General features: G+C 57.6%; 18 protein-coding genes and 1 pseudogene. 14 read left to right on the forward strand and 5 right to left on the reverse strand.

Annotated features, from left to right (window positions below):
* The first annotated feature begins 79 nt into the window (after positions 1-79).
* From Q5H31_RS03995 to Q5H31_RS04025, 7 genes are all read left to right on the forward strand, one after another.
* A complete protein-coding gene (locus Q5H31_RS03995; protein WP_229027879.1) occupies positions 80-937 on the forward strand; it encodes an HdeD family acid-resistance protein in 858 nt (285 codons plus the stop codon).
* Between the two features lie 160 nt (positions 938-1,097).
* Entirely contained in the window at positions 1,098-2,129 is a 1,032-nt protein-coding gene (locus Q5H31_RS04000) for a LacI family DNA-binding transcriptional regulator (protein WP_055055051.1), read from the forward strand.
* Between the two features lie 254 nt (positions 2,130-2,383).
* The gene (locus Q5H31_RS04005) at positions 2,384-3,691 is read left to right on the forward strand and encodes an ABC transporter substrate-binding protein (protein ID WP_003806526.1); all 1,308 of its coding nucleotides are present in this window, start codon (positions 2,384-2,386) and stop codon (positions 3,689-3,691) included.
* Positions 3,692-3,871: 180 nt separating this feature from the next.
* Positions 3,872-4,807, forward strand: coding sequence for a carbohydrate ABC transporter permease (locus Q5H31_RS04010; RefSeq protein ID WP_302457528.1), 936 nt, complete (start codon positions 3,872-3,874; stop codon positions 4,805-4,807).
* A 61-nt stretch (positions 4,808-4,868) separates the two neighbouring features.
* The gene (locus tag Q5H31_RS04015) at positions 4,869-5,747 is read left to right on the forward strand and encodes a carbohydrate ABC transporter permease (RefSeq protein ID WP_003806530.1); all 879 of its coding nucleotides are present in this window, start codon (positions 4,869-4,871) and stop codon (positions 5,745-5,747) included.
* A 186-nt stretch (positions 5,748-5,933) separates the two neighbouring features.
* Positions 5,934-7,064 (forward strand): glycoside hydrolase family 172 protein, encoded by a 1,131-nt coding sequence (locus Q5H31_RS04020; protein ID WP_003806531.1) that lies wholly within the window; start codon positions 5,934-5,936, stop codon positions 7,062-7,064.
* Positions 7,065-7,397: 333 nt separating this feature from the next.
* Entirely contained in the window at positions 7,398-7,523 is a 126-nt protein-coding gene (locus Q5H31_RS04025; RefSeq protein WP_256134736.1) for a hypothetical protein, read from the forward strand.
* A 384-nt stretch (positions 7,524-7,907) separates the two neighbouring features.
* On the opposite strand, the gene Q5H31_RS04030 is transcribed toward Q5H31_RS04025, so the two are convergent.
* Entirely contained in the window at positions 7,908-9,206 is a 1,299-nt protein-coding gene (locus Q5H31_RS04030; RefSeq protein ID WP_055680701.1) for an MFS transporter, read from the reverse strand.
* A 78-nt stretch (positions 9,207-9,284) separates the two neighbouring features.
* Here Q5H31_RS04030 and rlmB point away from each other — a divergent pair, with 78 nt between their 5' ends.
* A complete protein-coding gene (gene rlmB / locus Q5H31_RS04035) occupies positions 9,285-10,277 on the forward strand; it encodes a 23S rRNA (guanosine(2251)-2'-O)-methyltransferase RlmB (protein ID WP_021913545.1) in 993 nt (330 codons plus the stop codon).
* A gap of 69 nt (positions 10,278-10,346) precedes the next feature.
* On the opposite strand, the gene Q5H31_RS04040 is transcribed toward rlmB, so the two are convergent.
* Both Q5H31_RS04040 and Q5H31_RS04045 read right to left on the reverse strand, forming a co-directional pair.
* Positions 10,347-11,756, reverse strand: a complete 1,410-nt coding sequence (locus tag Q5H31_RS04040) for a DUF4032 domain-containing protein (protein WP_033500195.1) — start codon at positions 11,754-11,756, stop codon at positions 10,347-10,349.
* A gap of 246 nt (positions 11,757-12,002) precedes the next feature.
* The gene (locus Q5H31_RS04045) at positions 12,003-13,130 is read right to left on the reverse strand and encodes an ABC transporter ATP-binding protein (RefSeq protein ID WP_003806539.1); all 1,128 of its coding nucleotides are present in this window, start codon (positions 13,128-13,130) and stop codon (positions 12,003-12,005) included.
* A gap of 326 nt (positions 13,131-13,456) precedes the next feature.
* Here Q5H31_RS04045 and Q5H31_RS04050 point away from each other — a divergent pair, with 326 nt between their 5' ends.
* Together Q5H31_RS04050 and Q5H31_RS04055 are read left to right on the forward strand one after the other, a co-directional pair.
* Positions 13,457-14,173 (forward strand): LytTR family DNA-binding domain-containing protein, encoded by a 717-nt coding sequence (locus Q5H31_RS04050; protein WP_236836844.1) that lies wholly within the window; start codon positions 13,457-13,459, stop codon positions 14,171-14,173.
* Between the two features lie 83 nt (positions 14,174-14,256).
* Positions 14,257-15,624, forward strand: coding sequence for an ATP-binding protein (locus tag Q5H31_RS04055; RefSeq protein ID WP_302457529.1), 1,368 nt, complete (start codon positions 14,257-14,259; stop codon positions 15,622-15,624).
* Between the two features lie 42 nt (positions 15,625-15,666).
* Here Q5H31_RS04055 and Q5H31_RS04060 read toward each other — a convergent pair whose 3' ends face one another.
* Positions 15,667-16,977 (reverse strand): chloride channel protein, encoded by a 1,311-nt coding sequence (locus tag Q5H31_RS04060; protein WP_302457530.1) that lies wholly within the window; start codon positions 16,975-16,977, stop codon positions 15,667-15,669.
* A 397-nt stretch (positions 16,978-17,374) separates the two neighbouring features.
* Between Q5H31_RS04060 and Q5H31_RS04065 the strand changes: the two are divergent.
* The 3 genes and pseudogenes from Q5H31_RS04065 to Q5H31_RS04075 form a co-directional block, all read left to right on the forward strand.
* Positions 17,375-17,503: pseudogene (locus tag Q5H31_RS04065) on the forward strand (pyridoxal phosphate-dependent aminotransferase); the annotation flags it as partial.
* A gap of 357 nt (positions 17,504-17,860) precedes the next feature.
* Positions 17,861-18,790, forward strand: a complete 930-nt coding sequence (locus tag Q5H31_RS04070; protein ID WP_195570379.1) for an alpha/beta hydrolase — start codon at positions 17,861-17,863, stop codon at positions 18,788-18,790.
* A 20-nt stretch (positions 18,791-18,810) separates the two neighbouring features.
* The gene (locus Q5H31_RS04075) at positions 18,811-20,052 is read left to right on the forward strand and encodes an MFS transporter (protein ID WP_227561805.1); all 1,242 of its coding nucleotides are present in this window, start codon (positions 18,811-18,813) and stop codon (positions 20,050-20,052) included.
* Here the strand turns inward: Q5H31_RS04075 and Q5H31_RS04080 are convergent.
* Complete coding sequence (locus tag Q5H31_RS04080) at positions 20,049-21,020, reverse strand: sugar-binding transcriptional regulator (protein WP_003806552.1); 972 nt, start codon at positions 21,018-21,020, stop codon at positions 20,049-20,051. The two genes, Q5H31_RS04075 and Q5H31_RS04080, sit on opposite strands and share 4 nt — an antisense overlap.
* Before the next feature lie 238 nt (positions 21,021-21,258).
* Here Q5H31_RS04080 and Q5H31_RS04085 point away from each other — a divergent pair, with 238 nt between their 5' ends.
* Positions 21,259-23,184, forward strand: coding sequence for an alpha/beta hydrolase (locus Q5H31_RS04085; protein WP_171025003.1), 1,926 nt, complete (start codon positions 21,259-21,261; stop codon positions 23,182-23,184).
* Positions 23,185-23,332: the final 148 nt, after the last annotated feature.

The raw sequence follows: 23,332 nt of genomic DNA on the forward strand, positions 1-23,332 counted from the left end.
ACAGGCAGGGTGCCTAAAATGAAAGCACGTCTTTGAAGCAAACGACGCCTCAAAGCATGTTTTTCTGAAGGAGGGCATCATGAGCTATCCAAATATGAATCCCGGCAATCCCAACGACCCCAGTCAACCACCGCAGCCGGGATACGGCGCCTATGCACCGAACCAGCAAGCGCAGCAATCGCAACAGCAGGACGGTCCACAAAGCGGCGGACCAGATGCCGAGCAGACCCCTCGCTATTCCGGCAATCCATATGGCAACCCCTACGGCAATCCGTATGGATATCCGTACGGTAATCCGTATGGTTACGACCCGAATAGCCATAGCAACGACAGTGGCGAGTGGGAGCCGGTAAGCCCGTTCAAGTTGGTGGAATCGTGGCTGCCGCAACGCGCGAAGAATGCCATTCGCGGTGTGTACGGCGTGCTCGGCGTGATGGCGATTGTGCTCGGCATTGCGCTACTCATCTGGCCGGGGGTGACGCTGAAGATCGCCGCGGTTGCGTTGGGCGCGTATTTCGTGATTTCCGGGGTGATCCGTATCGTCACCGCAATTGTGGAGCTCGGTCTGCCGGGAGGCTGGCGCGTGCTTGACATTCTGGTCGGCCTGTTGCTGACAGTCGGTGGCGTGGTCATGCTGAAGAATGCGACCCTGTCCGGCGCCATGCTGGCAGTGCTCGTCACTATGGTGGTGGGCCTCGGCTGGATGATGGAAGGCGTGATGGCGCTGGTTGAGTCGTGGCATATGCCAAGTTCCGCATGGGCTGTGATTTACGCGCTGATTTCGATTGTGGCCGGCTGCATCATGCTGTTCAGCCCGCTGGCCTCCACCGGTTGGCTGATTCTGTTTGGCGGATGCGCGTTGGTTGCACTTGGCATTGTGGCGATCGTCCGCGCGTTCACGTTTGGCAAGGTCGGCAAGTCCGGCAAGAAGCGCTAACTACGCGTAGTTCTCCCGTATAGGCGATAAACCCATACGGGAGAACGCGACGTGCCGTACGATTGACATGATTTTATAGTCGCGCTATGCTAAGTGAAACGTTTCGACGAAACGATTCGATAAATAGCGGATAGAACGGCACAAGAGGGAGGCGAGACGCATGGCAGGCATCAAAGACGTGGCCCGCGAAGCGGGAGTTTCCGCCAGCACCGTCTCCTATGTACTATCCGGCAAGCGTTCAATCTCTGCGAAAACCACCGACAAAGTCATGGCCGCCGTAGAGAAGCTCGGTTACACTCCGGACGCCAGCGCCCGTAAGATGCGCGGCATGCGCAACCAGATCATCGCGTTGAGCGCCCCGATTCGAGGCGACATCAACCAGGCCAGGTACAACGCCTACTTCCTGCGCACCGCATGGGCCGCAAGGAATGCAGGGTATGACGTGATGTTGCTGACCGGTCCGGATGCAGTGAAGGATATCCGCCGCGTGACGCAAAGCAATCTTGCGGATGGCATCGTGCTGCTCGACGTGGAGCAGGATGACGAGCGCGCCGCTCAATCCGGCACTTTTTCCAAGCCGTGCGTGGCTATCGGCTATCCGTCGTCGCACGCCGGCTGCGCCTGCGTGGACATCGATTTCGCGCTGATGGGCCGCAAGGCCGTCGACTTCCTGTACGAGAAGGGACACCGCACCGTCGTGTTCCTGCGCAACAACGAATCCGACTACAACCGCCATTCCGGTTACGTCGTCATCTTCCGCGAAAGCCTGCTGGCGCACGCGAAGGAGCTCGGCATGACGGTCATCGAATCCGAGCATTACGAAGCGGACAGCTTCGACGCGCAGCACTTCGTCAGCACCGTCTTCGCGCACCCCGACCGCCCGACCGCCATCATCAACCAGGCGAACGCAAGCGTCCTCAGCCAGGTGCTGATGGCGTTGCACGACGCGGGCATGTCGATTCCGCAGGACGTTTCGGTCCTGTCGTGCGGCACGTATTTCGAAGGCGAGCCGACGCGCTTCCCCATCACCGAAATGCCGGTCATGCCGGAGGAGCTGTGCGCCGAAGCCATGAACCTGTTGGTCTCCGCCATCGAGGAGCACACCGACATCAAAGGTTCCGTGGAACTCATCGAACCCGCGCTGAAGCGACGCGGATCCGTTGCGGAAGCGGGGTCCGGCGGAACAATATAGATTTTCCTGCGATTACCGGAAGGCAGAGCGGCCGGACGGAATCGCAAGGCAACATAATTTCATACGGATAATCGAAACGTTTCAATGATGATACAACGGTCTCCGAAGAAACCGAACAAACGAACAAGCCGGGCGAAATCCGGCGAATCCAAACGGACCGCGGAATCGCACGCACGTCATCGAAACGTTTCAATACAACCAGATGTGAGCCGTGCCGCAGGGCGCGCCTCAAGAAGGAAACAAGGAGAATAGCAATGAACATCAAACGAGGACTGGCCACGCTGGCCATCGCAGCACTGTCGCTGACCTCCCTCGCCGCATGTGGTAGCGATACCGCACAGGACGAGGAAAAGCCGGACAGCCTGTCGTTCTGGTATTACGAAGAGGACGACGCAGGCCAGACTCAGGCTTGGCGTCGCGCGGCCAAGGCCTTCGAAAAAGAGACCGGCGTCAAGATCAACTTCGAGCGCAAGTCCTTCACCCAGATCGCGCAGAACGGCAGCCAATTCCTGAACTCCGACGAAGCGCCAGACCTCATGGAATCCAACCGCGGCAACGGCTCCGCCGGCGTGCTCTCCACCATGGGCCTGCTCACCGACCTCGGCGACTATGTCAAGCAGTACGGCTGGGACAAGAAGGTGACCGGCGCAAACGCAGCAGTCGCCAAGTACGACGAGAACGGCATCATGGACGGCGATACCTGGTACGGTATGACCAGCTACGCTGAATTCCAGCGCGTCTACTACAACAAGGACCTGTTCGCCAAGTACAACATCAAGATTCCGACCACCTACGACGAGTTCGTGGACGCCTGCCAGAAGTTCGTGGACGCCGGCGTGACCCCGATTGCAGCCGACGCGCAGGAATACGGCGTGATGTGGCTGTGGTGGCAGCTCGTTTCCAAGAATGCCGACTCCAAGTTCATCGACAACTGGCAGCTGTACAGGGGTGACGTCGACTGGAATTCCAAAGTGCTGACCAACTCCGTCAAGACCATCAACGAGTGGCTTGACAAGGGCTTCATCTCCCGCAACGCCACTGGCATGAAGGCCGAGGACACCACGCAGGCCTTCATCAAGGGCGAATATCCGATCTACCAGACTGGTACTTGGAACCAGGGCCGTTTCGTCAAGCAGATCAAGTCGTTCGATTGGGACGCGGCCGTCATGCCGGAATCCAACTACGCAGTCGGCTGCGCAGGCAACCTGCTGGTGATTCCCGAGAAGTCGCACCACAAGGATCTGTCCGCCAAGTTCATCGACTACGTCCTCTCCGATGATGTGCAGAACTTCCTCGGCAACGCAGGCGGCATTCCGGTAGCGGCAGACACCAGCAAGATCACCGACGCGAAGAGCAAGGCCATGATCGAGGAATACGATTCCTACGCCAAGGACGGCAAGCTCAGCTACTACCCGGATTACGCGGCCTCCAACCTCACCGACGCGGTTCCAGCGGAGTTCCAGGAGCTGGTCAACGGCACCAAGAAGCCGGCAGACGTGCTCAAGAACATCCACGAGAAGTACGACACCGGCGTCGAGGATATGGGCGTCAAGAACAACTAAAAACAACCGATCCTTCCTTTCCATTCCAACTCCAATAATGGTGCGGCCCGCCTTCGGGCGGACCGCACCAACCCTTTCCTCCCCCATACATTCCGCACGTCGCATCGCGCCAAATCGTGCGTCATCACAGAACAATCCATCGGAAATCCCTCGGATCATCAACATTTCAAAGGACTTGCAATGTCTCAAAAGACCAAGCACGAAGCCTCCATGTCGAGACTTCCCGGCAACCGCTCCGCGAAATTCGTTCCATACCTCATCCCCGGCCTCATCGGCCTGTTCGCGGTAGTTGTTGTTCCGTTCATCTGGAACATCTACCTGAGCTTCACCCGCTGGCGTGGCGTCGGTCCCGTCAAGTGGGTCGGCCTGAAAAACTGGAAACGCCTGTTCTCCGATTCGACGTTCTGGATTTCCTTCGCTAACTCGTTCTGGATCATCGTGGCTATCGTGGTCATCCCTACCATCCTCGGCCTGTTCATCTCGTCTCTGCTCACCGACGTGATCCAAAAGAAGTTCGGCGGCCAAACCGCTTCCTTCCTGCGCGCGCTGTTCTATTTGCCGCAGCTGCTTCCGGTGGCCGTCGCCGCAATCATCATGGGCTGGATCTTCCGCCCGGAGGACGGTGCCGTCAACGCACTGCTCGCCAAGATCGGCTTGGGTGCATTGCAGCACAACTGGCTGGGCAGCCCTGACAGCGCACTGCCGATCCTCATGTTCATCCTGGTGTGGATCCAGCTCGGCTACCCGATCGTCATCTTCATGTCGGGCCTGCAGCGCGTCGATCCGGAACTCTACGAGGCCGCAGGTCTTGACGGCGCCAACTGGTGGCAGAAGTTCCGCGTGGTCACCCTGCCGTCCATCATCCCTGAACTGCTGGTGGTCATCCTCACCGCAACCATCGGCGCACTGAAGACCTTCGCTCCGGTCTACCTGCTCACCAAGGGCGGTCCGGGCACCTCCACCACGGTTCCGTCGTACTACTCCTACAACCAGTTCTTCCAGGTACAGCAGGTGGGCTACGGTGCCGCAATCTCCACAGCGCTGACTGTGGTAATCATCGTCTTCTCCATCGTGTTCACCCTCGTGCAGAAGCACGTCGAGAAGGAACTCGTCTGAGAGAAAACCCGAAAAACAATCGCAAGAACATACTAAAAATCCGAAAAGCAAAGGTGCCATCATGACTTATTCCATGTCCACGGCCGCCGCGCGCAAGGCCTCGAAGAAAACGCAGCACGTGCGTTCCGCAGGTGACTGGATCACCCTGATCCTGCTCGTCGCCGGAGCTCTGCTCGTCCTGTTCCCGCTGCTCGTCCTGACCGTCAACGCGTTCAAGACCTCCGCCGATTACAACGCCACCGGCCCGCTCTCCCTGCCGAAGCACTTCACCATGGAGGGCATCATCTCCTTCTGGACTACCACCAACTTCCCGCTGAAGTTCTGGAACAGCTTCATCATCTCCCTAGTGGTGGCTGTCGCGGCGGTCGTGCTGTCGGTGCTCAACTCCTTCGCGCTCGGCATCGGCAAGGTCAAGGGCAACACCTGGATCGTGCTCGGCATCATGCTCGCCAACATGATGCCGCAGGAAGCGCTGCTCTACCCGCTGTACACCATGTTCAAGCAGGTCGGTCTGTACAACACCAAACTCGCGATCATCATCATCTTCACCATCATCCAAAGCGCCTACGGCACCTATCTGCTGTCCTCCGTATACGGCACGTTCCCGCAGGCCATCCTTGAGGCCGCGGCCATCGACGGCGCCTCTCGCTGGCAAATCCTGCGCAAGGTGGTGCTGCCAATTTCTTGGCCGACCATCAGCGTGCTGTTCGTGTTCTTCTTCGTGTGGACGTGGAACGAATACATGATTCCGATGGCGTTCCTCATGAGCGATGACGTACAGACCATTCCGCTGGCACTCGCCACCCTGCAGGGCCAGCGCACCATGGAAGCGACCACGCTGGCATCGGCTTCGCTGCTGAGCATCATCCCGACCATCATCTTCTTCATCATCTTCCAGCGCAAGCTGTCGCAGGGTATCACCGCCGGTGCAGTGAAGTAACGCGACCCAACAACGCTGGGATGTTGTGAAATAACGCAAAAACAGATACAACCGGCCGCGGCGGCTTTCAGCACCGTGGCCGGCATTATCGACGCGCCCACCGCAAGGGGGATCTACGATAGTCGGCAGTGGTAGGCGGCGCACCCATTTCCGCGTTTCCCAAGCTGTTTAACAAAGGAGAGAACAATGAATACTATGGCGACTTCCGGTTTCGGCAACGGTGCCCTCGATTCGCTAGCAATCGCGACGGACCACGGCCATACACGTTGCGTCAACGCCGAAAACCCGACCGGCGGCAAGGGCACTGCAGCCACCGCCGCCAGCGCGCTCGGCCCGTCACGTAAGGGCAGCCCTTGCATCCAGACGATCAAGGCGGGCGATTCGGTCACGCTGATGGACGTCGATGGCCCGGGCGTGATTCGCCACATTTGGATGACGGTCACCGACCGCACTTCCCCGACCGGTCCGAACGTACTGCGCAATCTCATCCTCGAATTCTATTGGGATGGCGAGGATACGCCGTCCGTGCAGTGCCCGATCGGCGATTTCTTCTGCTGCGGTCACGCACAGGCCTGCCGTATCAATTCCATCCCGATCATGGTGGTGCCAAATCGAGGTTTCAACTGCTATTTCGCCATGCCGTTCGAGCACGCGCGCATTGTGCTGCGCAACGATCACAACGAGGACGTGCCGGCCTTCTTCTACCAAATCGACTACACGGAATACGACGCGCTGCCAGCCGATGCGATGCGCTTCCATGCGCAGTGGCGCCGCGAACGCGTCACCGAAATTGCCCGTGACTACACGATTCTCGACAATGTGCACGGCCATGGCGCGTACATCGGCACCTACCTTGCGCTGACCGCGCTGGAAAGCCGCTGGTGGGGCGAAGGCGAAGTCAAAATGTACATCGACGGCGATGAACAGTACCCGACGTGGTGCAGCACCGGAGCGGAAGACTACTTCGGCGGCGCGTGGAGTTTCGCCGACTTCGACGAGCATGGCCGCATGCGCGAGAACACGTTCACCGGACCGTACCTAGGATTCCCGTTCTATTCGCAGCGTCTTGCCGCGCACCGCGAAAGCGACTACTGGGATGTGGCCACACCCGTCATGCGCGGCCTGTACCGCTGGCACATTCCGGATCCGATTTATTTCGATTCTGACCTGCGCGTCACCTGGCAGCAGATCGGCACCGAGGAAGCCGGCAATTTCGAGCGGCAGGACGACGTCGCGTCGGTGGCGTACTGGTACCAGCTTGAACCGCACACGCCGTTCGATCCAATCGGTGACCGTCACTTCCGTCAGCCTCGCTGATTTACGATTATTCCGCTGATTTACGCCGATATCGCCGTATCGTGCGTTGACATGGGAATGGATATGTTCCGTCTCGTGTCAGCGTACGATACGGCGATTGTGTTGTTATGCGGGCACAGTAATCACATTTTCTTCAAGATAACCCGATGATTTTACAATAGAAATGACGATTGCGGCATGCCAGACGCATACCGACGTGCGTATAGTAAAGGCACAACAGAAAAACAACAGAAGAACGAAGAACAAGAAAAACAACACAATAGCGACGCACCGCACGATGTAGAGAAGAAAAAAAGAAGCAAGAAACCAGGCGGTCGTCCGAAAGGAAACATCATGAAGAACAACGACACTTTCAACCAGATCCTCAACTCCAACCTCGCTTCCATCGATCCGGGCTTCGGCCAGTTCGCACTTGCCAAGGCTTCCGCTGATCTGATGAAGAAGGTCCTCAACAAGTAAGACCTTCAAGCAGGAAGGCAAGCCGAACCGCGTCAGGCCATCTCTTTGAAACAGACCGCGTGAGGCAAGGCACCGCCGCAGCGAACGCTGCGGCACCGATTCTCTTCTTTCCGATTTTTTAAATCGCATAGCGGGAGGCCGCGATTCCAACCGAATCGCGGCCTCCCGCTTTTTCATACGCGCACATGCACCCCTGTCTTGCCGGCAATGTCCATTATTTGTGCCACACAATCACGCCAATACATCGCTTTCCGTCAACTTCGCACGAACTTAACAGCAACTTACCAGCGAACTTAACAGATGCGAAGTTGCCGTTAAGTTATGTTAAGTTGTCTGGCAAGTTCGGTGGCGTATCTACCGCACGCCACCTGCGCAGCGCAACCGCTACAGTTCCTCCATCGCAAGATTGCGGGCTGCGGCGCGTTCGCGGGGGCCGCGCGTCACGTAGAAACCAATCGCCACGATGACGAACATCACCGTGCAGCAGGTCCACAGCACGTGACTGCCGAACGCGTTCAAAATCCAGCCTCCGACAAGCGGCGAAAACGCGTTGGATAGCGACCACACCAGGTTGTACAAGCCCTGATACGTGCCGCGTACATCCTTCGGCGCGATATTCGCCACCGTCGTAGCGGCAATCGGGAATGTGCCAAGCTCGCCGAGCGTCCACAGCACGGTCGCAATCGCGAACGTCACCCACGAATCGGCGCCGATTTGGAACGCATAGCCAACCGCGGTAATGGACATGCCCAGCACCAGCACACGGGTGTTGCTCATCCGCTGGAACAGCGCGATCGCAGGAATCTGCAGCAAACACAGAATGCCTCCGTTGATGGTCAGCAGGCTGGAATATTCGTCCGTACCAAGCCCAATCTGCGTCATCGAAATCGGAAGTCCGCTGACGATCTGGTAATACGCCAGCGTGTACAGGAACATCAGCACCACCATCGACATGAGCGCTTTGTCGGTGCAGGCACGACGATAGCTGCGCCAAATGGAGAATTTCGATTGCTGCGATTGAGCCGTTTGCGCAGTGCCAGAACGTTCCACAGGTTGTTCCACGGAACGTTCCACGGAGCGTTTCACAGACCGTCCGACACCGTGCACGCCCAGCCCGGCCTCTTTGAAGAATGCCATCATCAGCAACGTAGCGAATACCAACACAGCCGCTTCCGCATAGAACATCAGCGAATAGGAGATTTTGACAAGCTGGTTGGCGATGATCGGGCCGATAGCGAAGCCGAAATTCGCAGCCCATGTTTGCAGCGAATACGCACGCTTCTGCTTGCGAAACGGCACCACGTCGGAAACGTAAGCCGCGACCGCAGGCGTCGGCATAGATGAAATCGCACCGTATATCAGCAACGTAATCGCCATAATCCAAGGATTGCCGATACAAGCCAACAAAACCAGCATCACCGCGGAACCGAGATTGCCGATAACAATCATCGCGGGGCGCCCGAATCGGTCAGACAGCGCACCACCGTACAGGCAGCCGAAAATACCGCCGAAACCGTACATGGAGACGATAGTGCCAGCCACGCCCGCGCTCACATGCATGTCGGAGACGAGGTACATGGAAAGAAACGACGTGACGAAACGGCCCATCCACAGGATGAGCAGCGTGACCCACAAGCCCCAGAACATGACGGGCAAACCGAAAATCTCTTTGTTCTTCTCCATTCTTGCCATCATATCGAGCAATATCGAGCAGACGCGAAGCCGCCGCCTTTTCCCGGGGTGCTGGGACAATGGACAACTATGGCAATGAAAAAAGGACCGACCAAGGGGTCGGGCGGAAAGCATCGTAACGCGCTGAAGGGCAAGGGGCCGACCCCCAAGGCCGAAGATCGCGTATATCACAAGGCTTACAAGGCGAAGAAGGCGGCGGATCGCCGCAAGATGGCCGATCCACGACTGGCCGCACGCCGTCGAGCGGCGAAGTTCACGTCGGAATCCGACGATCTGGTCATCGGTCGTAACGCGGTGCTTGAGGCGCTGCGTTGTGGCGTGCCGGCAACCACGCTGTATGTGGCGGCACGTATCGAGCATGACGATCGCACGCGCGAAATCGTGCGTCTCGCCGGCATCCACGGACTGCATCTGCTGGAAGCCGACAGGCTTGAAATGGACCGTATCGCACGCTCGTCGAACCATCAGGGCGTGGTGCTGAAAGCCCAGCCATTCCAGTATTCCTCGCTGGCGGAACTTGTGGATCGTGCGGACAAGAAGGCGCGCGCCATGGAAGCAGCCGATTCGGAAAGCGCGCGCATCGCGGCACGTCCGCTGTTCATCGCGCTCGACGGCGTCACCGATCCGCAGAACCTCGGCGCGGTCATCCGTTCCGCGGCCGCATTCGGCGCGAACGGCGTGATTCTGCCGGAACGTCGTTCCGCTTCGGTCACCGCCGCCGCATGGAAGGTGTCCGCGGGCGCCGCAGCGCATATGCCGGTGGCTCGCGTGGTGAACCTGACCAAGGCGATCGAAAGCCTGAAGGAACGCGGCTACTACAGCGTCGGTCTTGACGGCGGCGGCGACGCGCTCGTCGGCGAAACCGGCTTCGAAACCGATCCGCTGGTGGTTGTGCTCGGCTCGGAAGGCAACGGCCTGAGCCGTCTGGTACGCGAGGCGTGCGATTCGATCGCCGGCATTCCGATGTCGAATATGGTCGAGTCGCTGAACGCGTCCGTCGCGGCCGGCATCACGTTGTATGCCGTGGCACGCGCCCGTCGCGAGGCCGCAGCAGCCAAGTAATCGTTTATTACGATATTTATGAAAAAGCTCAAGCCTTATGGCTTGAGCTTTTTCATATGCCATTAACGGCTAATGGCTCCACACCGCAGCGTCCGGATCATCGTCCGGGTTGTAGCCGTCCTCGTCGGTGCCGTAAGTGTATTCGTCATCGATCACGCCGGAATCGGCCTCGGCGTTCAGCGCGTCGACATCCTTCGAATCGAGCTTGTACTGCGGCAGCACGTTCTCCACATAGCTCTTCACGGCTTCGGTCATGGACACGTCGTGGCCGGCCTTCTCCGCAAGGAACCAACGATGGTCGAGTACCTCATGGAAGAACTGCGCCGGCTCGATCTGGGAGCGGTATTCGCGCGGAATCATGCGCACGGTCGGCTCGAACACCTCGCGCATCCAGTCGGTGGCCACGATTTCGAGATCCTCGCCATCACGCCACGTGGAGGTGCGGTAGGCGTCCAGATCGTTGAGCAGACGGCGGGCCTGGTTCTCCTGCACGTCAAGACCGGTCAGTCGCAGCAGCTTGCGGTTGGCGTAGCCGGCGTCCACCACGCGCGGACGCACCAGCACGCGCTTGCCGTCCTCGGCGGTCTTCATTTCCAGCTCGTCCACGTCGAAGCCCAGTTCGTTGAGCTTATTGACGCGCTTTTCGATCTTCCACATCTCGTCCGGGCTGAACTTGTCGGTGTCGGTCAGCGCGCTCCACAGCGAATGGTAGCGGTCCACCAGGCGGTTTCCGATTTCGATTTCGTCCACGTTGCTCGGCAGCAATGCGCCGGAAGACAGATCCATCAGTTCGCCGATGATGTTCGTACGGGCCAAATCCACATCGTATTCACGCTGGCCTTCGGTGAGGTTCACCTGCAGATCGCCGGTTTCGGCGTCCACCAGGAACGCGGAGAAAGCGTCGGCGTCACGCAGGAACAGCACGTTAGACAGGGACACATCGCCCCAATAGAAGCCGGCCAGGTGCAGACGCACCATCAGCACGGCAAGCGCGTCGATGAGTCGTTCGGCGGTGTCGGGACGCAGGTTGCGGGCGAACAGCGCGCGGTACGGCAGCGAGAATTTCAGATGCTTGGTGACCAGGATGGCTTCCAGCGGCTCACCTTGCGCATTATGGCGGCCGGTGACCACGGCGATCGGCTGCACGGTAGGCAGTTCCAGCTTCTGCAGTCGGCGCAGCAGCTCGTATTCGCGTTCCGCCACGTTGCGTGTGATTTCCTTCATGGCGTAGACTTCGTCGCCCACGTGCACGAAACGCACCACGTGCCTGGAGATGCCTCGCGGCAGGTTGACCAGCAGGTCCTCAGGCCATGTTGCCAGCGGCTTCTCCCACGGCAGCGTGAACATCTTCGGATTCGAACTCGCGGCGGTGATCTTCAACGCCTGCGGCTCCGGGCTCTGCGCTGCGGGGTCCTCGGCCTTCACGGAAGTGGCCTTAAGCACACGGGGATCCATCTGTGGCAATTCATGTGATTCCATAGCTCTTCAATTTACCCGCTGACCTACCCACGGCAGGCGGCAAAGGGACTACGAGTGTCACGATGAGAACAGCGGGAAAAGAAAAGCCCCGCACCAACGCGGGGCTTTTCCAACGAGACAATAAGAGAGGAAAGAGAATGTCTCGTTTAATGGTTGACGGACGTTTGCACATCCGCCAAGTATTGGTTCAACCACCCGCCAAGCGTTCCATAAGGAACGCCCGACGGTTGGTTACTCGTTATCGTCTCAGTTCAGACGCAGCTCGGTGGACGGAGCGAACAGGTGCATCTTGGACGGGTCGATCTTGATCTTGACGGTATCGCCGACCTTCGGAAGAGCACGCGGGTTCACGCGGATCGTGGTGAGCTTGTTCTGATCGGACATCATGGTGGACGCCTCAGCAGCGGAGCCATCGGTGATGATGTTGCCGTAGATGTAGCCGTCGGAGCCCAGATCCTCAACGTTCATGACCTTGAGGGAGAAGGCGTTGGCCTCATCCGGGGCAGCCAAGGAGGCGTCTTCCGGACGGAAGCCGACCACAATCTGGCCGTTGTCTTCGGCGGTGAGCTTGTTGACGGCCTCAGTCGGCAGATCCACGGTGTCCTCGCCGATCTTTGCCTTGCCGTTGACCACCGGGTGGGTGTTGATGTTCATCGACGGGGAGCCGATGAAGCCAGCGACGAAGACGTTGGCCGGACGATCGTACAGCTCAGTCGGAGCGCCGACCTGCTGCAGAATGCCGAGCTTGATGACGGCGATACGATCACCCATGGTCAGAGCCTCGGTCTGATCGTGGGTCACGTACAGGGTGGTGACACCCAGCTGACGCTGCAGAGCGGCGATCTGGGTACGGGTCTGCACACGGAGCTTGGCGTCGAGGTTGGACAGCGGCTCATCCATGAGGAAGACCTTCGGCTCACGGACGATTGCACGGCCCATAGCCACGCGCTGACGCTGACCGCCAGACAGAGCCTTCGGCTTACGATCGAGGTACTCGGTCAGGTCGAGGATCTCAGCGGCCTTCTCGACGCGCTTGCGGATCTCTTCCTTCGGGGTGCCGGCGATCTTCAGGGCGAAGCCCATGTTGTCGGCGACGGTCATGTGCGGATACAGAGCGTAGTTCTGGAACACCATTGCGATGTCGCGGTCCTTCGGCTGCATCGTGGTGACGTCCTTGCCACCGATGAGGATGCGGCCCTTGTTGACCTCTTCGAGGCCTGCGAGCATACGCAGGGTCGTAGACTTACCGCAACCAGACGGGCCGACCAGCACCAGGAATTCGCCATCCTTGATGTCGAGGTTCAGATCATCCACAGACGGCTTGTCATTGCCCGGGTAGATACGAGTAACATGGTCGAATACGACTTCTGCCATGATTTGTCATCCTTTCAGAGGCAGGTACGTGCCTCACGATCCGTTGTAAAGGGATTTTTGTTCGGTGCCCATCCTCGCGGCTTACTACTTTGACAAAGCCACAATTCAAAGCGTTTACTTATTTGGTTTGGCGAAGATCTCTTCGTTGAGCCATGACCTACTATACACACCCAAACCGAATCGTCAATGCGTGTCGCGGGTTTTCACCGCTCAAAACAGTCTATTAGGGGGTTATCATCCCCTCAAATCGATGGTTTTTCATCACAATATCCTCATTCCGCGAGAGAATGGACGGTAGTCTGAACGGTGAGACGTGGAGGTTCATCGTGCGCAATATCCGAATCGGAGTCGTCGAGGACGACCCTGCAAGCTGCCAATTGGTACTCGATTACCTCAATCGCTACCAAAGCGAGACCGGCGAGCAATTCACCGTCTCCGTATTCGACGACGGCGCGCGCATCGTGGAAAAATACAGCCCCGTCTACGACATTCTGCTGCTCGATATCGAAATGAAGGAAATGGACGGCATGGAAGCCGCCCGTCGCATCCGCGAGCGCGACGACAAGGTGGTGATCATCTTCATCACGGCCGCGCCGCAATACGCCATCAGCGGATATGAGGTGCGCGCGCTGTCGTACCTGCTCAAGCCGCTGCCGTGGTTCGCGTTCTCGCAGGAACTGAAGAAGTCGATCGACATGGTGCGGCGCAATGACGACGATTCGATGCTTATCGACACCGGCAAAGGGCAGATGCGCCTGAATCTGGCGGATATTCTGTATTTGGAGTCGATTCGGCACACCATCGTCATCCATACGCTTGACGGCAAGCTGTCCATCAACGGCACGCTCAAGGATATGGAAGCTAAGCTTGCCGACTACCATTTCTTCCGCTCGAACTCCTGTTATCTGGTCAATCTCAAGCATGTGACGGGCGTGGCGGATCAGGATTGCATCATGTCGAACGGCGAGCAGCTGCGCGTGAGCCGGCCGCGCAAGAAAGCGTTTCTGACAGCGCTGACCGATTACATGGGCGGCGGCAGATGATCGGGGCGATCGCAGGCATCGCGCATATCGCAAATATCGTGAATATCGCAGATGCCACAAATGCCGCACACATTGTGCACGTGTTGGCGGCGTCGGTACCGTCGACGGTGCCGGTCACCCACACCTTGCCCGACATTCCCCGTTCGTATACCGCCATCTGCGAATGGGCGGCGTGCATGGTGTACATCGCGGTGCTGTACCGACGTGTGCCGTTGCGTCGTTCCATCATCGTCAGCGCGGTCGGTCTACCCGCGATCGTCGCCGTGCAGTATTTCGACGGCAGTATGCCGATCTGGTTTTGGATCGTCGGCATGCTGCTCGCCTTCGGCTGCATGTACCTGACGATTCTGTTCGGTGCCGGCACCGGCAAGCGCGAAGGGCTGTACATCACGGCACGCGCGTTCGTGCTGGCGGAACTGGTGGCGTCGCTGCATTGGCAGATCGTCGCGTTCATCGGCACACATGACGCTCAAGCCACTTCATACGGTGTGCAGGCCATCGTCATGCTCATCGTCATCTACGCGCTGTGTTTCGGCCTGGCATGGCTGGTGGAACGCGGCAATTTCAGCCAAACCACACCCACGCTACCGACCGCCTCCGCGGCAACCGCGACGGTGGCCATCACCATCGTCACCTTCGCCATGAGCAATCTGAGCTTCGTTTCGACCAATACGCCATTCTCCGGTTCGATGGGCCAGGAAATCTTCTATATCCGCACACTGGTGGATTTCTGCGGATTCGCGATTCTATACGCGCAACAGGAGCAGGCTCGGCGCATTGAAGCGAGCGCGGAAATCGCGTCAATCAACGCGCAGCTGGACAGCCAACATCAGGAGTACCTGCAGTCGAAGGAGAACATCGAATCGCTTGGTCGGCTTGCGCACGATCTGAAGCATCAGATCGCGGCATTGCGCGCCGAAGTCGATCCTGAGCACGCGGCGGCAGGATTCGAGCAGCTGGAGAAGTCGGTGCAGCGCTACAGCGCCCAGCAGCATACCGGCAATCCCGTGCTCGACGTCATCCTCACCACGAAAGAGCGCACTTGTGCCGATCGTGGCATCAGTTTCACCGCCGTGGCGGATGGGTCGCTCTTGTCCAACATGTCGTCGATGGATATCGCATCGCTGTTCGGCAATGCGCTCGACAATGCGATCGAAGCCACGTCGAAGCTGGCCGATCCGGAACAACGGCTCATCAAACTGGCGTTGTTCGAGCAGAATTCCTTCACCGTGGTCCGTGTCGAGAATTATTACGATTCGCGGCTGAAGAAAGATGCCGAAGGCAATCTGCGCACCACGAAGCGCAACGATCAGCATCGGCATGGCTTCGGTGTGAAGTCGATTCGGCACATCGCGCAGCAGTACGGCGGCGAGGTGACGATCCGCACCGACGACCACTGGTTCGTGCTCACCGTGCTGCTTCCCCGCCAGACCGGCCTGATGGCCATGTGAGGATGGCGTCCATGTGAGGATTGCGAGACGGCAATGCGAAAGCTAACGATCTGCAGCTTTCGCCCGCGGTAGATGCCAAGCGGCAAGCGGCTTGGCCAGACGGGAGGCGGTGAACGCGCTGACGGCCACCGCAAGGCCGATCGGCACGAACAGGTTGATCGGAGCGTCAGCCAACTCCATCACTAGGCAGATCGCCATCAGCGGAGCCTGCTGCGAGGCGGCGAGCAGCGCGCACGCACCCAGCAGCGCGTACATGCCGATCGAATTCGTATGGAACATCTGCATCCACAGAATGCCCAGCATCGCACCACCGGACGCGCCCAACGCGATGCCCGGCTGCAGCACGCCGCCGGACGCGCCGGAACGGATCGTCAGCAAGGTGACGATCGCCTTGGCCACAAAAGACAGCAGCAGCACCGGGATGACGGCCAGATCGGCCTTCGAGGAGAAACTCAGCTGCGCGGTGGCGCGACCGTTGCCCATGACCTGCGGCACGGCAATCGCCACAACGCCCGTCAGCAGGCCGGCGAGCGGCATCATCCACAGAATGCCCGCTCCGGATGGCTTGTTTTTCTCCGCCCACTGGGAGCCGCGGCGGAACAGCGCGCCGGCGGCGCCAAGCATCAGTCCGGCAACCAGTGCGAACACCATGTAGTCGGGGGTAAACAGGCCGTCCGCCTCGCCAATCAAATAGAACGTGTGCGTGCCCTTGACCAGGCTCGCCACCCATGAGGCGAGCGCCGAGCAGGCGAACGCGAGCGTGACCGTCTCGAGTGTCACGTCGGCGAGCAGGATCTCCACCGCGAAGAACGTGCCCGCAAGCGGCGCGTTGTAGACGCCCGCGAGACCGGCCGCGGCGGTAATGGCCACCAGCATACGCGTGTCCTTCGCGTCGAGACGCACCCAGCGGGCGAATCGTTGGCCGAACATCGCGCCAAGTTCGCGAGGCGCCACTTCGCGGCCGATCGACATGCCGGTACCGACGATGAAGATCTGCAGCAGCACATGCACGATGGTCTGCCAGACCGGCATGATTGCGCCACCGACGGCTTTCTTGACGGATGGCACTTCTGTGGTACGCGTGCGCAGCAGCCACCACATCACGGCCGCGATGGAGGCGCCGACCGTCACGGAGATCGCACGACGGATGGCGGGCACGTTGAACGGACCGGATTCATGCGCATTCTCGATGTATCCAAGCGCGAAACGTTCGACCTGGTACAGCATGAGCGTCAGCAAACCTGCGGCCGCGCCGATCGCGATGCCGACGACGGCCACCGCCGCGATCAGCGCCGGTATTCTGCCGATTTTCGGCTGCTGTTCCGCCTCGTCCTGCGATTGATCCGACACCATTGCCTCTCTCACGTTGTGTGTACCTCGTCTCCAGTCCGTCTCGTCATACGTGTTACCGCATCACCATCGTTCCACCGACGGCGGATTTATTCGCCAACATCCCCCACCAGAACATGAATTCCAATGTCAGTCACACAACTTGCGTCTGCATAGTGAACGGCCGATCAGGCTCGTCGTCCTCGGCAACAAGGCCGGCCACATCCGCCAAACACCATAAGGCGTACAGCGGCAGATTCATCGGCGGCAAATATATTGGAATATATAGCATTCAAGACACAAGATGCACAAAATAGACAATTTCAAAGGCTTGTTTTTGCACAAAACAGACGATTTCTGCCACAGCCAAAAGCAAGGAACCGGACCTCCACCATACCTTTCACCACCCACTGCCAGTACCGCCGTGGTGCCCGGCGAGGCATTCGGCGAGGAAGGGCAGGGATTCGTGCGATTGTCGTACGCCGGCGATGCGGATGAGTTGCGTAAGGGACTGCGTCGTATGTGCGATTTTGCGGAGAGGAATCGCTGACGCCGTCAGGTGCATGCCCGTCCTTCGTCGCGTTCACCCACTTTATTGTGTATGTTTACGATTTGTATAATCGTAAACATACACAACAAAATCATACGATGAAACGGCGGCACGTTGGACGGGGGATGGACTCCTAGCTATTCGAATGACTAGCCGTGCACAATAGCGCGTGAAGTCGGAGCCCATGACAACATCTACACTGTCATGAGCGCATAGGCAATCCGCCGTTCGACGTACTGACGAAATAGTTGGGATACTTGTCTGAATCGTAGGTTGCACATATGTGCAACTCCTAGACTGTTCGCGCTAGATACAGGCATACAGTATTCGTATCATACGCAACCAAGGTGGTGACATATGCTCAGCGAACCGGTGAAAGCATTATTTGAGTCCAACACCAACGCCCGTCATGCCGGCGACGCAGACAGACTCGCCAAAGAGCATAAGCCGAACGGAGTGCATGTACTGACGGATCTCCCATATGGCATTCCGGACCAACTGCGCAAATTGGACCTGTATCGTCCGGAAACACAACATGAACCTCTTCCGGTCATCATCGACTTCCATGGCGGGGGTCTCTACCATGGCGACAAACAAAATACCATGTGTCGCGATATGTATTTAGCGAAGTATGGGTTCGCCGTGGTCAATGCCAACTATCGGCTGGTCCCGCAAATTGGATTCCAAGGCCAACTACACGATGCGCTTGACGCAATTATCTGGACGAATGAGCACGCGCATGACTATGGCATGGATACGAATGCTCTGTTTCTGATTGGAGATTCCGCGGCCACCCTGCTTATCTTGTACCTCACCGCCGTACTCCATTCACCGGTCGTCGCGTCACAGCTTGGCATGAAGGAAGCCTACGGAACCGCCCGCATCCTCGCCATTGCAGGATGCAGCGGCATGTATCGCTTCGAGGGAGGCGTGCATGGAACTGCAATGGGATACTATGCGGAAGGCTACTTTCCAACGCTGAAGGAACGAATTCGCATCTCCCCCTATCTTGATGTCGATCGCCTTGTAGTTGATGGCAATCTTCCGCCCTTCTATCTGCAGACCAGCACCGAGGATTATCTCGCGGACAACACTCTGGAATTCGCAAGAATCCTGCAATACCGCCATCATGATTATGAACTGCGATTACTCCCGAAAGGTCTTGACCACGCTCTCGTACACGACTTCGCAGTCAAGGAGGTCGGCCTGGAGCATAATGAGGAATCACAGCAAATCGTAAAAGAGGCGGCGACGTTCTTCAAACGGTACCGCCCAACGACCAGCTAGGAAAGGACGCAAAGGACGCTATGGAAGAACGGATTCGCTCCACCCGCTCCTCACTGGCAGTATTCGTAGGCTGCTGCGCCATGTCCTTCATCGGCTTCGCTCTCATCACCAACACTTCAGGGCTGTATTTCGACGCCATCAGCCGTGATTTACATGTGGGTCGAGCCAAGGTCAGCCTAACCGTATCGATTCGATTGATTTGCAGTGCCATCTCCATGGCCGCGTTCAGTCGCTTTTCACATCGCATTCGCTTGCGCCCCACACTTATCGGCTGCATTGGTATCTGCGCCGTGGGATTCCTGCTTTGCAGTCGGGCGTATGCCCTCTGGCAGTTCTATCTCGCATTCGCTGTGATGGGACTCGCCTATGTTATTCCGATAACGCTGATGCCACCCATTCTGCTTGCAGCATGGTTTCCCACTCATTTCGGCACGGTCCTTGGCATAACCGGCTGTTTGTCAGGATTGGGAGGAGCCATATTCAATCCTCTGATTTCGCACGTCATCGCGTCATATGGATGGCGATCGGCATATCTACTGACCGGTGCGATGCTGATGGTGCTGCTACTCCCCTGCTCCTACCTGCTTAAACCATATCCACATGGCAAGCTCGACACTGCGTCTGCCCCAAACGCCAAACCTGCGCATGATACACGGACGAAAAGCGGGCATCTCATCGGCATGCTTCGTTCACCGGCGTTTCTGCTGCTGTCAGCCGCCATGATTTTGTTGCAAATCGTATCCGGCATCAATCAGCACATTCCCGCGTACGGGATTTCCATCGGACTCACGCTTACACAGGCCGCTTGGGTGGTCACGGCCCGCATGATTGGAGCCAGCGTCGGCAAACTTGCCATAGGTTCGACGCTGGACCGTGTCAGACCGCAATTCGCAATCACGCTGTTTGCCGCCATCGGAACCACAGGATGGTTCAGTCTGCTTTTCGGAGCCAATATGGAAGTTGCGATCACTGCAAGTTTTCTGGCGGGAATCGGCCAATGCCTGCTCATGATTGCACTTCCCTGGAGCATACGCCGCGTATTCCCGGGAGATGATTATGCCCGCGCGCTGTCCGTCATCAACGCCACCGGCCAGCTGACCGTAGCCATCGCTACCACAGTTCATGGATTGATTTTCGACATGACCGGCGGATATGGAGCGTCATTGACGCTCAACGTGCTGTTGTACGTGCTGGCAGCAATTGCAATCATCACGGTGGCGCACGGGCATACCCAATCCTTCCAGCATCCTAACGGTGATTAGTCCATATCCAATAACAACTCAGCCATTCCCTGATTGGTAGCGAGTGCCGACATCAGTCCACCGACCAAGCATGCGTGCAGTGCCCGCGCACGCCACGTCTCCCAAGCGACTCCAATGACCAATGGAATGTCACGAAACCGTTCGAAATCGATGCTGATGGTGCGCTCACACAGACTGGTTCGCACATGATTGCCATGCATATCGATATGATGTCCGCAAATATGCCCGACCACTCCCTTTTCCTGCAACTCCCGTGCTACTGCAGCGTCTTCGAACGAATGGAAAATCCTCCCGGAATGCCCCTGCCGAATCGCTCCTACACCGACAATGGCGATATCGGCTCGGTTACCCAAAGCCAAAGTCATGGCAATCAGTTTCTCCGAACGCACAGCCTGCGCAACTTCCGCGGATCCCATAATCAACGGTGCAGGAAGCAACGAGTAAGCGCATCCCAGACGTTCTGCCATCATTCGGCAGATTTCCGGAGAATCAGTCAACGAGTTGGCGGAAGACAACGAACCCAGCATCTGAGTCACATGCGCACGAGGGTAGTCAAGGGGAGGCAAAGCTCTGATTGTCGCCGCCATCGGCGTCCCGGTCGATGTAACGATCAACGAATCCGGTTTGAGGTTTTCCACCAGCAGCTGCGCCGCACATTGAGGCACTAGCGTCGATGCGATGCTGTCATCGTATGAATATGCGACGCGTACCGTTTTCAACCCGTATTTGTTCCGAAGATTCTCCTCAAGGGATTGCAATCGTTGCAATGGGTGCCCGATGGTAATCTGTACGATTCCGGTTTCCCGTGCTTCGGTGAGCATGCGTGACACCGATGACCGCGAATAGCCGACCTCTCCGGCAATCTGCGATTGATTGAGTCCCTCGTCATAATACATCTGTGATACACGAATCAGCTTTTCGATATGCTGTCTGGTCTGCATCGACGAAAGCGCGGAATCTTTGAACATATGTGCATATTATCTCCAGTGTCCATACGAACACGCGCGATAAGCATACGTTTTAAGCCCATCATCAACCGATACTCCGGTAAACCAGCAGTGTGGCGAACTGCACATATTCTCATTCACATCCCAATGTCATTTCATCCTCAAATTAGTCTATAACCGGCTCCAGGAAGAACCGGGCCCCGCGTTACCGAAGGATGATCTTCGGGTGACGCGGAAGGAACAGAGGGAGAAAAATACCATGTCGAAAGTATGGCAATACTTGAAGCAGCATGCGTATGGCGCACTCACCATCGTTACGGTGTTGTTGTGCATTCTGGGCAGCTGCATCGCGAATCTGGCACAGACGGATTTCGGCAACGTCACCAAAGAGAATCTGACCATCGAAACATCATCCGGACATAGGCTCGGCATCAACATGCTCAAGCCCAAGACCGCCACCAACGACAAGCCGGCACCCACCATCGTGTTCGCACATGGCGGCAACGGTCTCAAGGAAAAGTGGGATCTATACCAGATCGAATGGGCACGTCGAGGCTTCGTCGTGTTCTCCTTCGATCTTTACGGACACGGCGACTCCGAGATTCTGAACAACACCGAATGGCTGGTCAACGGCCGTGGCCTGTATGACACGGTAAAGTACGCGACCACACTTCCATTCGTGGACAAGGACCAGATCGCCGTATCCGGCCAGTCCCGCGGAGGCAACACCATTCACGAGACGATCCTTCTTGACAACAAGGCCAAGAAGCAGCTGATCAAGGCCGTGCTGTACGTCAGCCGCGACGCCGTCTACAAAGACAACGAAACTCAGTCGTTCGGCTATGTGCCAGGCAAGACCACTTCAGCCCAGGCCGCCTCCAAGAATAACGGCGAGTACTTTAATTATTACGGCAATCGCAATGTAGGCATCATCGCCGGCAAATTCGACCAGTACTCCTTCAAGGAGACCGACAAGACGACCGGCAAGATGCTGCCGAATCCGGACTATCTCAAGCACAATAACGCCAAATCGTTCCTGAACTTCGGCATCACGCCTGACTCTTCGACTGCGGACGGCGTCAGCGGCAAGTACTATACGAAGAAGGTCGATGGCAAGGAAGCATTCCGTGTCATCTATCTGGAAAACGGCTTCCACACTTCGCAGCTCTTCCAGTCGTCTTCTACCGCAGCTGCCATGGAGTTCATGGTCAAAGCCTTCAATATGAACACCTCGTTGCAGTCGGGCGACCAGATCTACCAGTGGCGTATGATCGGCAGCACCATCGGTTTCATCGGCATGTTCATGTTCGCCGTGTTCTTCGCTCTGTGGCTCTCCCAGATGCCGCTCTTCAGGGGAACTTCTCGTGGCAATGCCGTCATGCGTATCGCGGAATCGCATCCGGGAACCAAGGCTTGGGCATGGGGCTGCCTTATCGTCAACACCCTGTTCGCCACCGTCAGCACGTTGTTCCTGTACTACAACGGCGTCGACACCCATATCGGCACATTCTTCAGGCAGGGGCAGGCACTGTTCGCAGGCTCCATGCTGGCGATTTCCTCTGTGTTCACCGCCATTGTCACCTACATCTGGTACCGCTGCTTCGCTAAGAAGAATGGTATGAACATCGATGAAATCGATTTGAAGACATCTGCTTTCAGCGTGTTCAAGACCATCATGCTGGCTCTCACCGTCACCGGCGGCACTCTGCTGTTGGTCTGGGGAGCGCAGTACTTCTTCAAGACGAACTTCTCGTTCCTGTACTGGGGCATCATGCCATTCGGCTCCTTCAAGATCGTGGACATGCTTAAGGTACTCCCGATCTTCCTGATTGGCTACGTGATTTCCTCCATCTTCATCAACTGCATGAACTACAACACTTCCTATGGCAAGAACAAGATCGTGAACATCCTGGTACTCGCTCTCGTCACCGCCGCCGTGCCGGCACTGGTGTCCGGCGCAGGCTGGGCCAAGTTCATGCTCACCGGTGTCAATGACCTGTTCGGTGCGGCCTACACCCGCATTCCGGACAGCATGTTCCTCACCGTATTCCTGCTGTTTATCACTCCGCTGACGGCTCGCGGCATCTATTCCAAGACCCGCAATCCGTACCTCGGTGGCATCATCAACGCGATTTTGGCCATGGTAATCACCTGCGTGAATTGCCAGGTCGTTTTCCCGGCCTGATCGCTAGATAGCACGGCATGACAAAGGGTGGTGGCTCATCGACTGAGTCACCACCCTTCTTATTTGCAAGGTACGCTACGCCTTCCAACGACATCAGGCGCGAAGCAGGCATGGAAAACCCGCCCGGAAAATCCGGGCGGGCAGGAAG

Source organism: uncultured Bifidobacterium sp. (assembly GCF_959020155.1).
In the GTDB taxonomy this organism is placed as follows: Bacteria; Actinomycetota; Actinomycetes; order Actinomycetales; family Bifidobacteriaceae; genus Bifidobacterium.

Excerpts from the sequence above, each read along its gene's own strand:
- Q5H31_RS04010 (WP_302457528.1), top strand. The coding sequence starts at position 3,872 with ATGTCTCAAAAGACCAAGCACGAAGCCTCCATGTCGAGACTTCCCGGC.
- Q5H31_RS04080 (WP_003806552.1), bottom strand. The coding sequence starts at position 21,020 with ATGTTCAAAGATTCCGCGCTTTCGTCGATGCAGACCAGACAGCATATC.
- Q5H31_RS04030 (WP_055680701.1), bottom strand. The coding sequence starts at position 9,206 with ATGGAGAAGAACAAAGAGATTTTCGGTTTGCCCGTCATGTTCTGGGGC.
- Q5H31_RS04085 (WP_171025003.1), top strand. The coding sequence starts at position 21,259 with ATGTCGAAAGTATGGCAATACTTGAAGCAGCATGCGTATGGCGCACTC.
- Q5H31_RS04025 (WP_256134736.1), top strand. The coding sequence starts at position 7,398 with ATGAAGAACAACGACACTTTCAACCAGATCCTCAACTCCAACCTCGCT.
- Q5H31_RS04075 (WP_227561805.1), top strand. The coding sequence starts at position 18,811 with ATGGAAGAACGGATTCGCTCCACCCGCTCCTCACTGGCAGTATTCGTA.
- rlmB (WP_021913545.1), top strand. The coding sequence starts at position 9,285 with ATGGCAATGAAAAAAGGACCGACCAAGGGGTCGGGCGGAAAGCATCGT.
- Q5H31_RS04000 (WP_055055051.1), top strand. The coding sequence starts at position 1,098 with ATGGCAGGCATCAAAGACGTGGCCCGCGAAGCGGGAGTTTCCGCCAGC.
- Q5H31_RS04060 (WP_302457530.1), bottom strand. The coding sequence starts at position 16,977 with ATGGTGTCGGATCAATCGCAGGACGAGGCGGAACAGCAGCCGAAAATC.
- Q5H31_RS04020 (WP_003806531.1), top strand. The coding sequence starts at position 5,934 with ATGAATACTATGGCGACTTCCGGTTTCGGCAACGGTGCCCTCGATTCG.
- Q5H31_RS03995 (WP_229027879.1), top strand. The coding sequence starts at position 80 with ATGAGCTATCCAAATATGAATCCCGGCAATCCCAACGACCCCAGTCAA.
- Q5H31_RS04070 (WP_195570379.1), top strand. The coding sequence starts at position 17,861 with ATGCTCAGCGAACCGGTGAAAGCATTATTTGAGTCCAACACCAACGCC.
- Q5H31_RS04045 (WP_003806539.1), bottom strand. The coding sequence starts at position 13,130 with ATGGCAGAAGTCGTATTCGACCATGTTACTCGTATCTACCCGGGCAAT.
- Q5H31_RS04005 (WP_003806526.1), top strand. The coding sequence starts at position 2,384 with ATGAACATCAAACGAGGACTGGCCACGCTGGCCATCGCAGCACTGTCG.
- Q5H31_RS04040 (WP_033500195.1), bottom strand. The coding sequence starts at position 11,756 with ATGGAATCACATGAATTGCCACAGATGGATCCCCGTGTGCTTAAGGCC.
- Q5H31_RS04015 (WP_003806530.1), top strand. The coding sequence starts at position 4,869 with ATGACTTATTCCATGTCCACGGCCGCCGCGCGCAAGGCCTCGAAGAAA.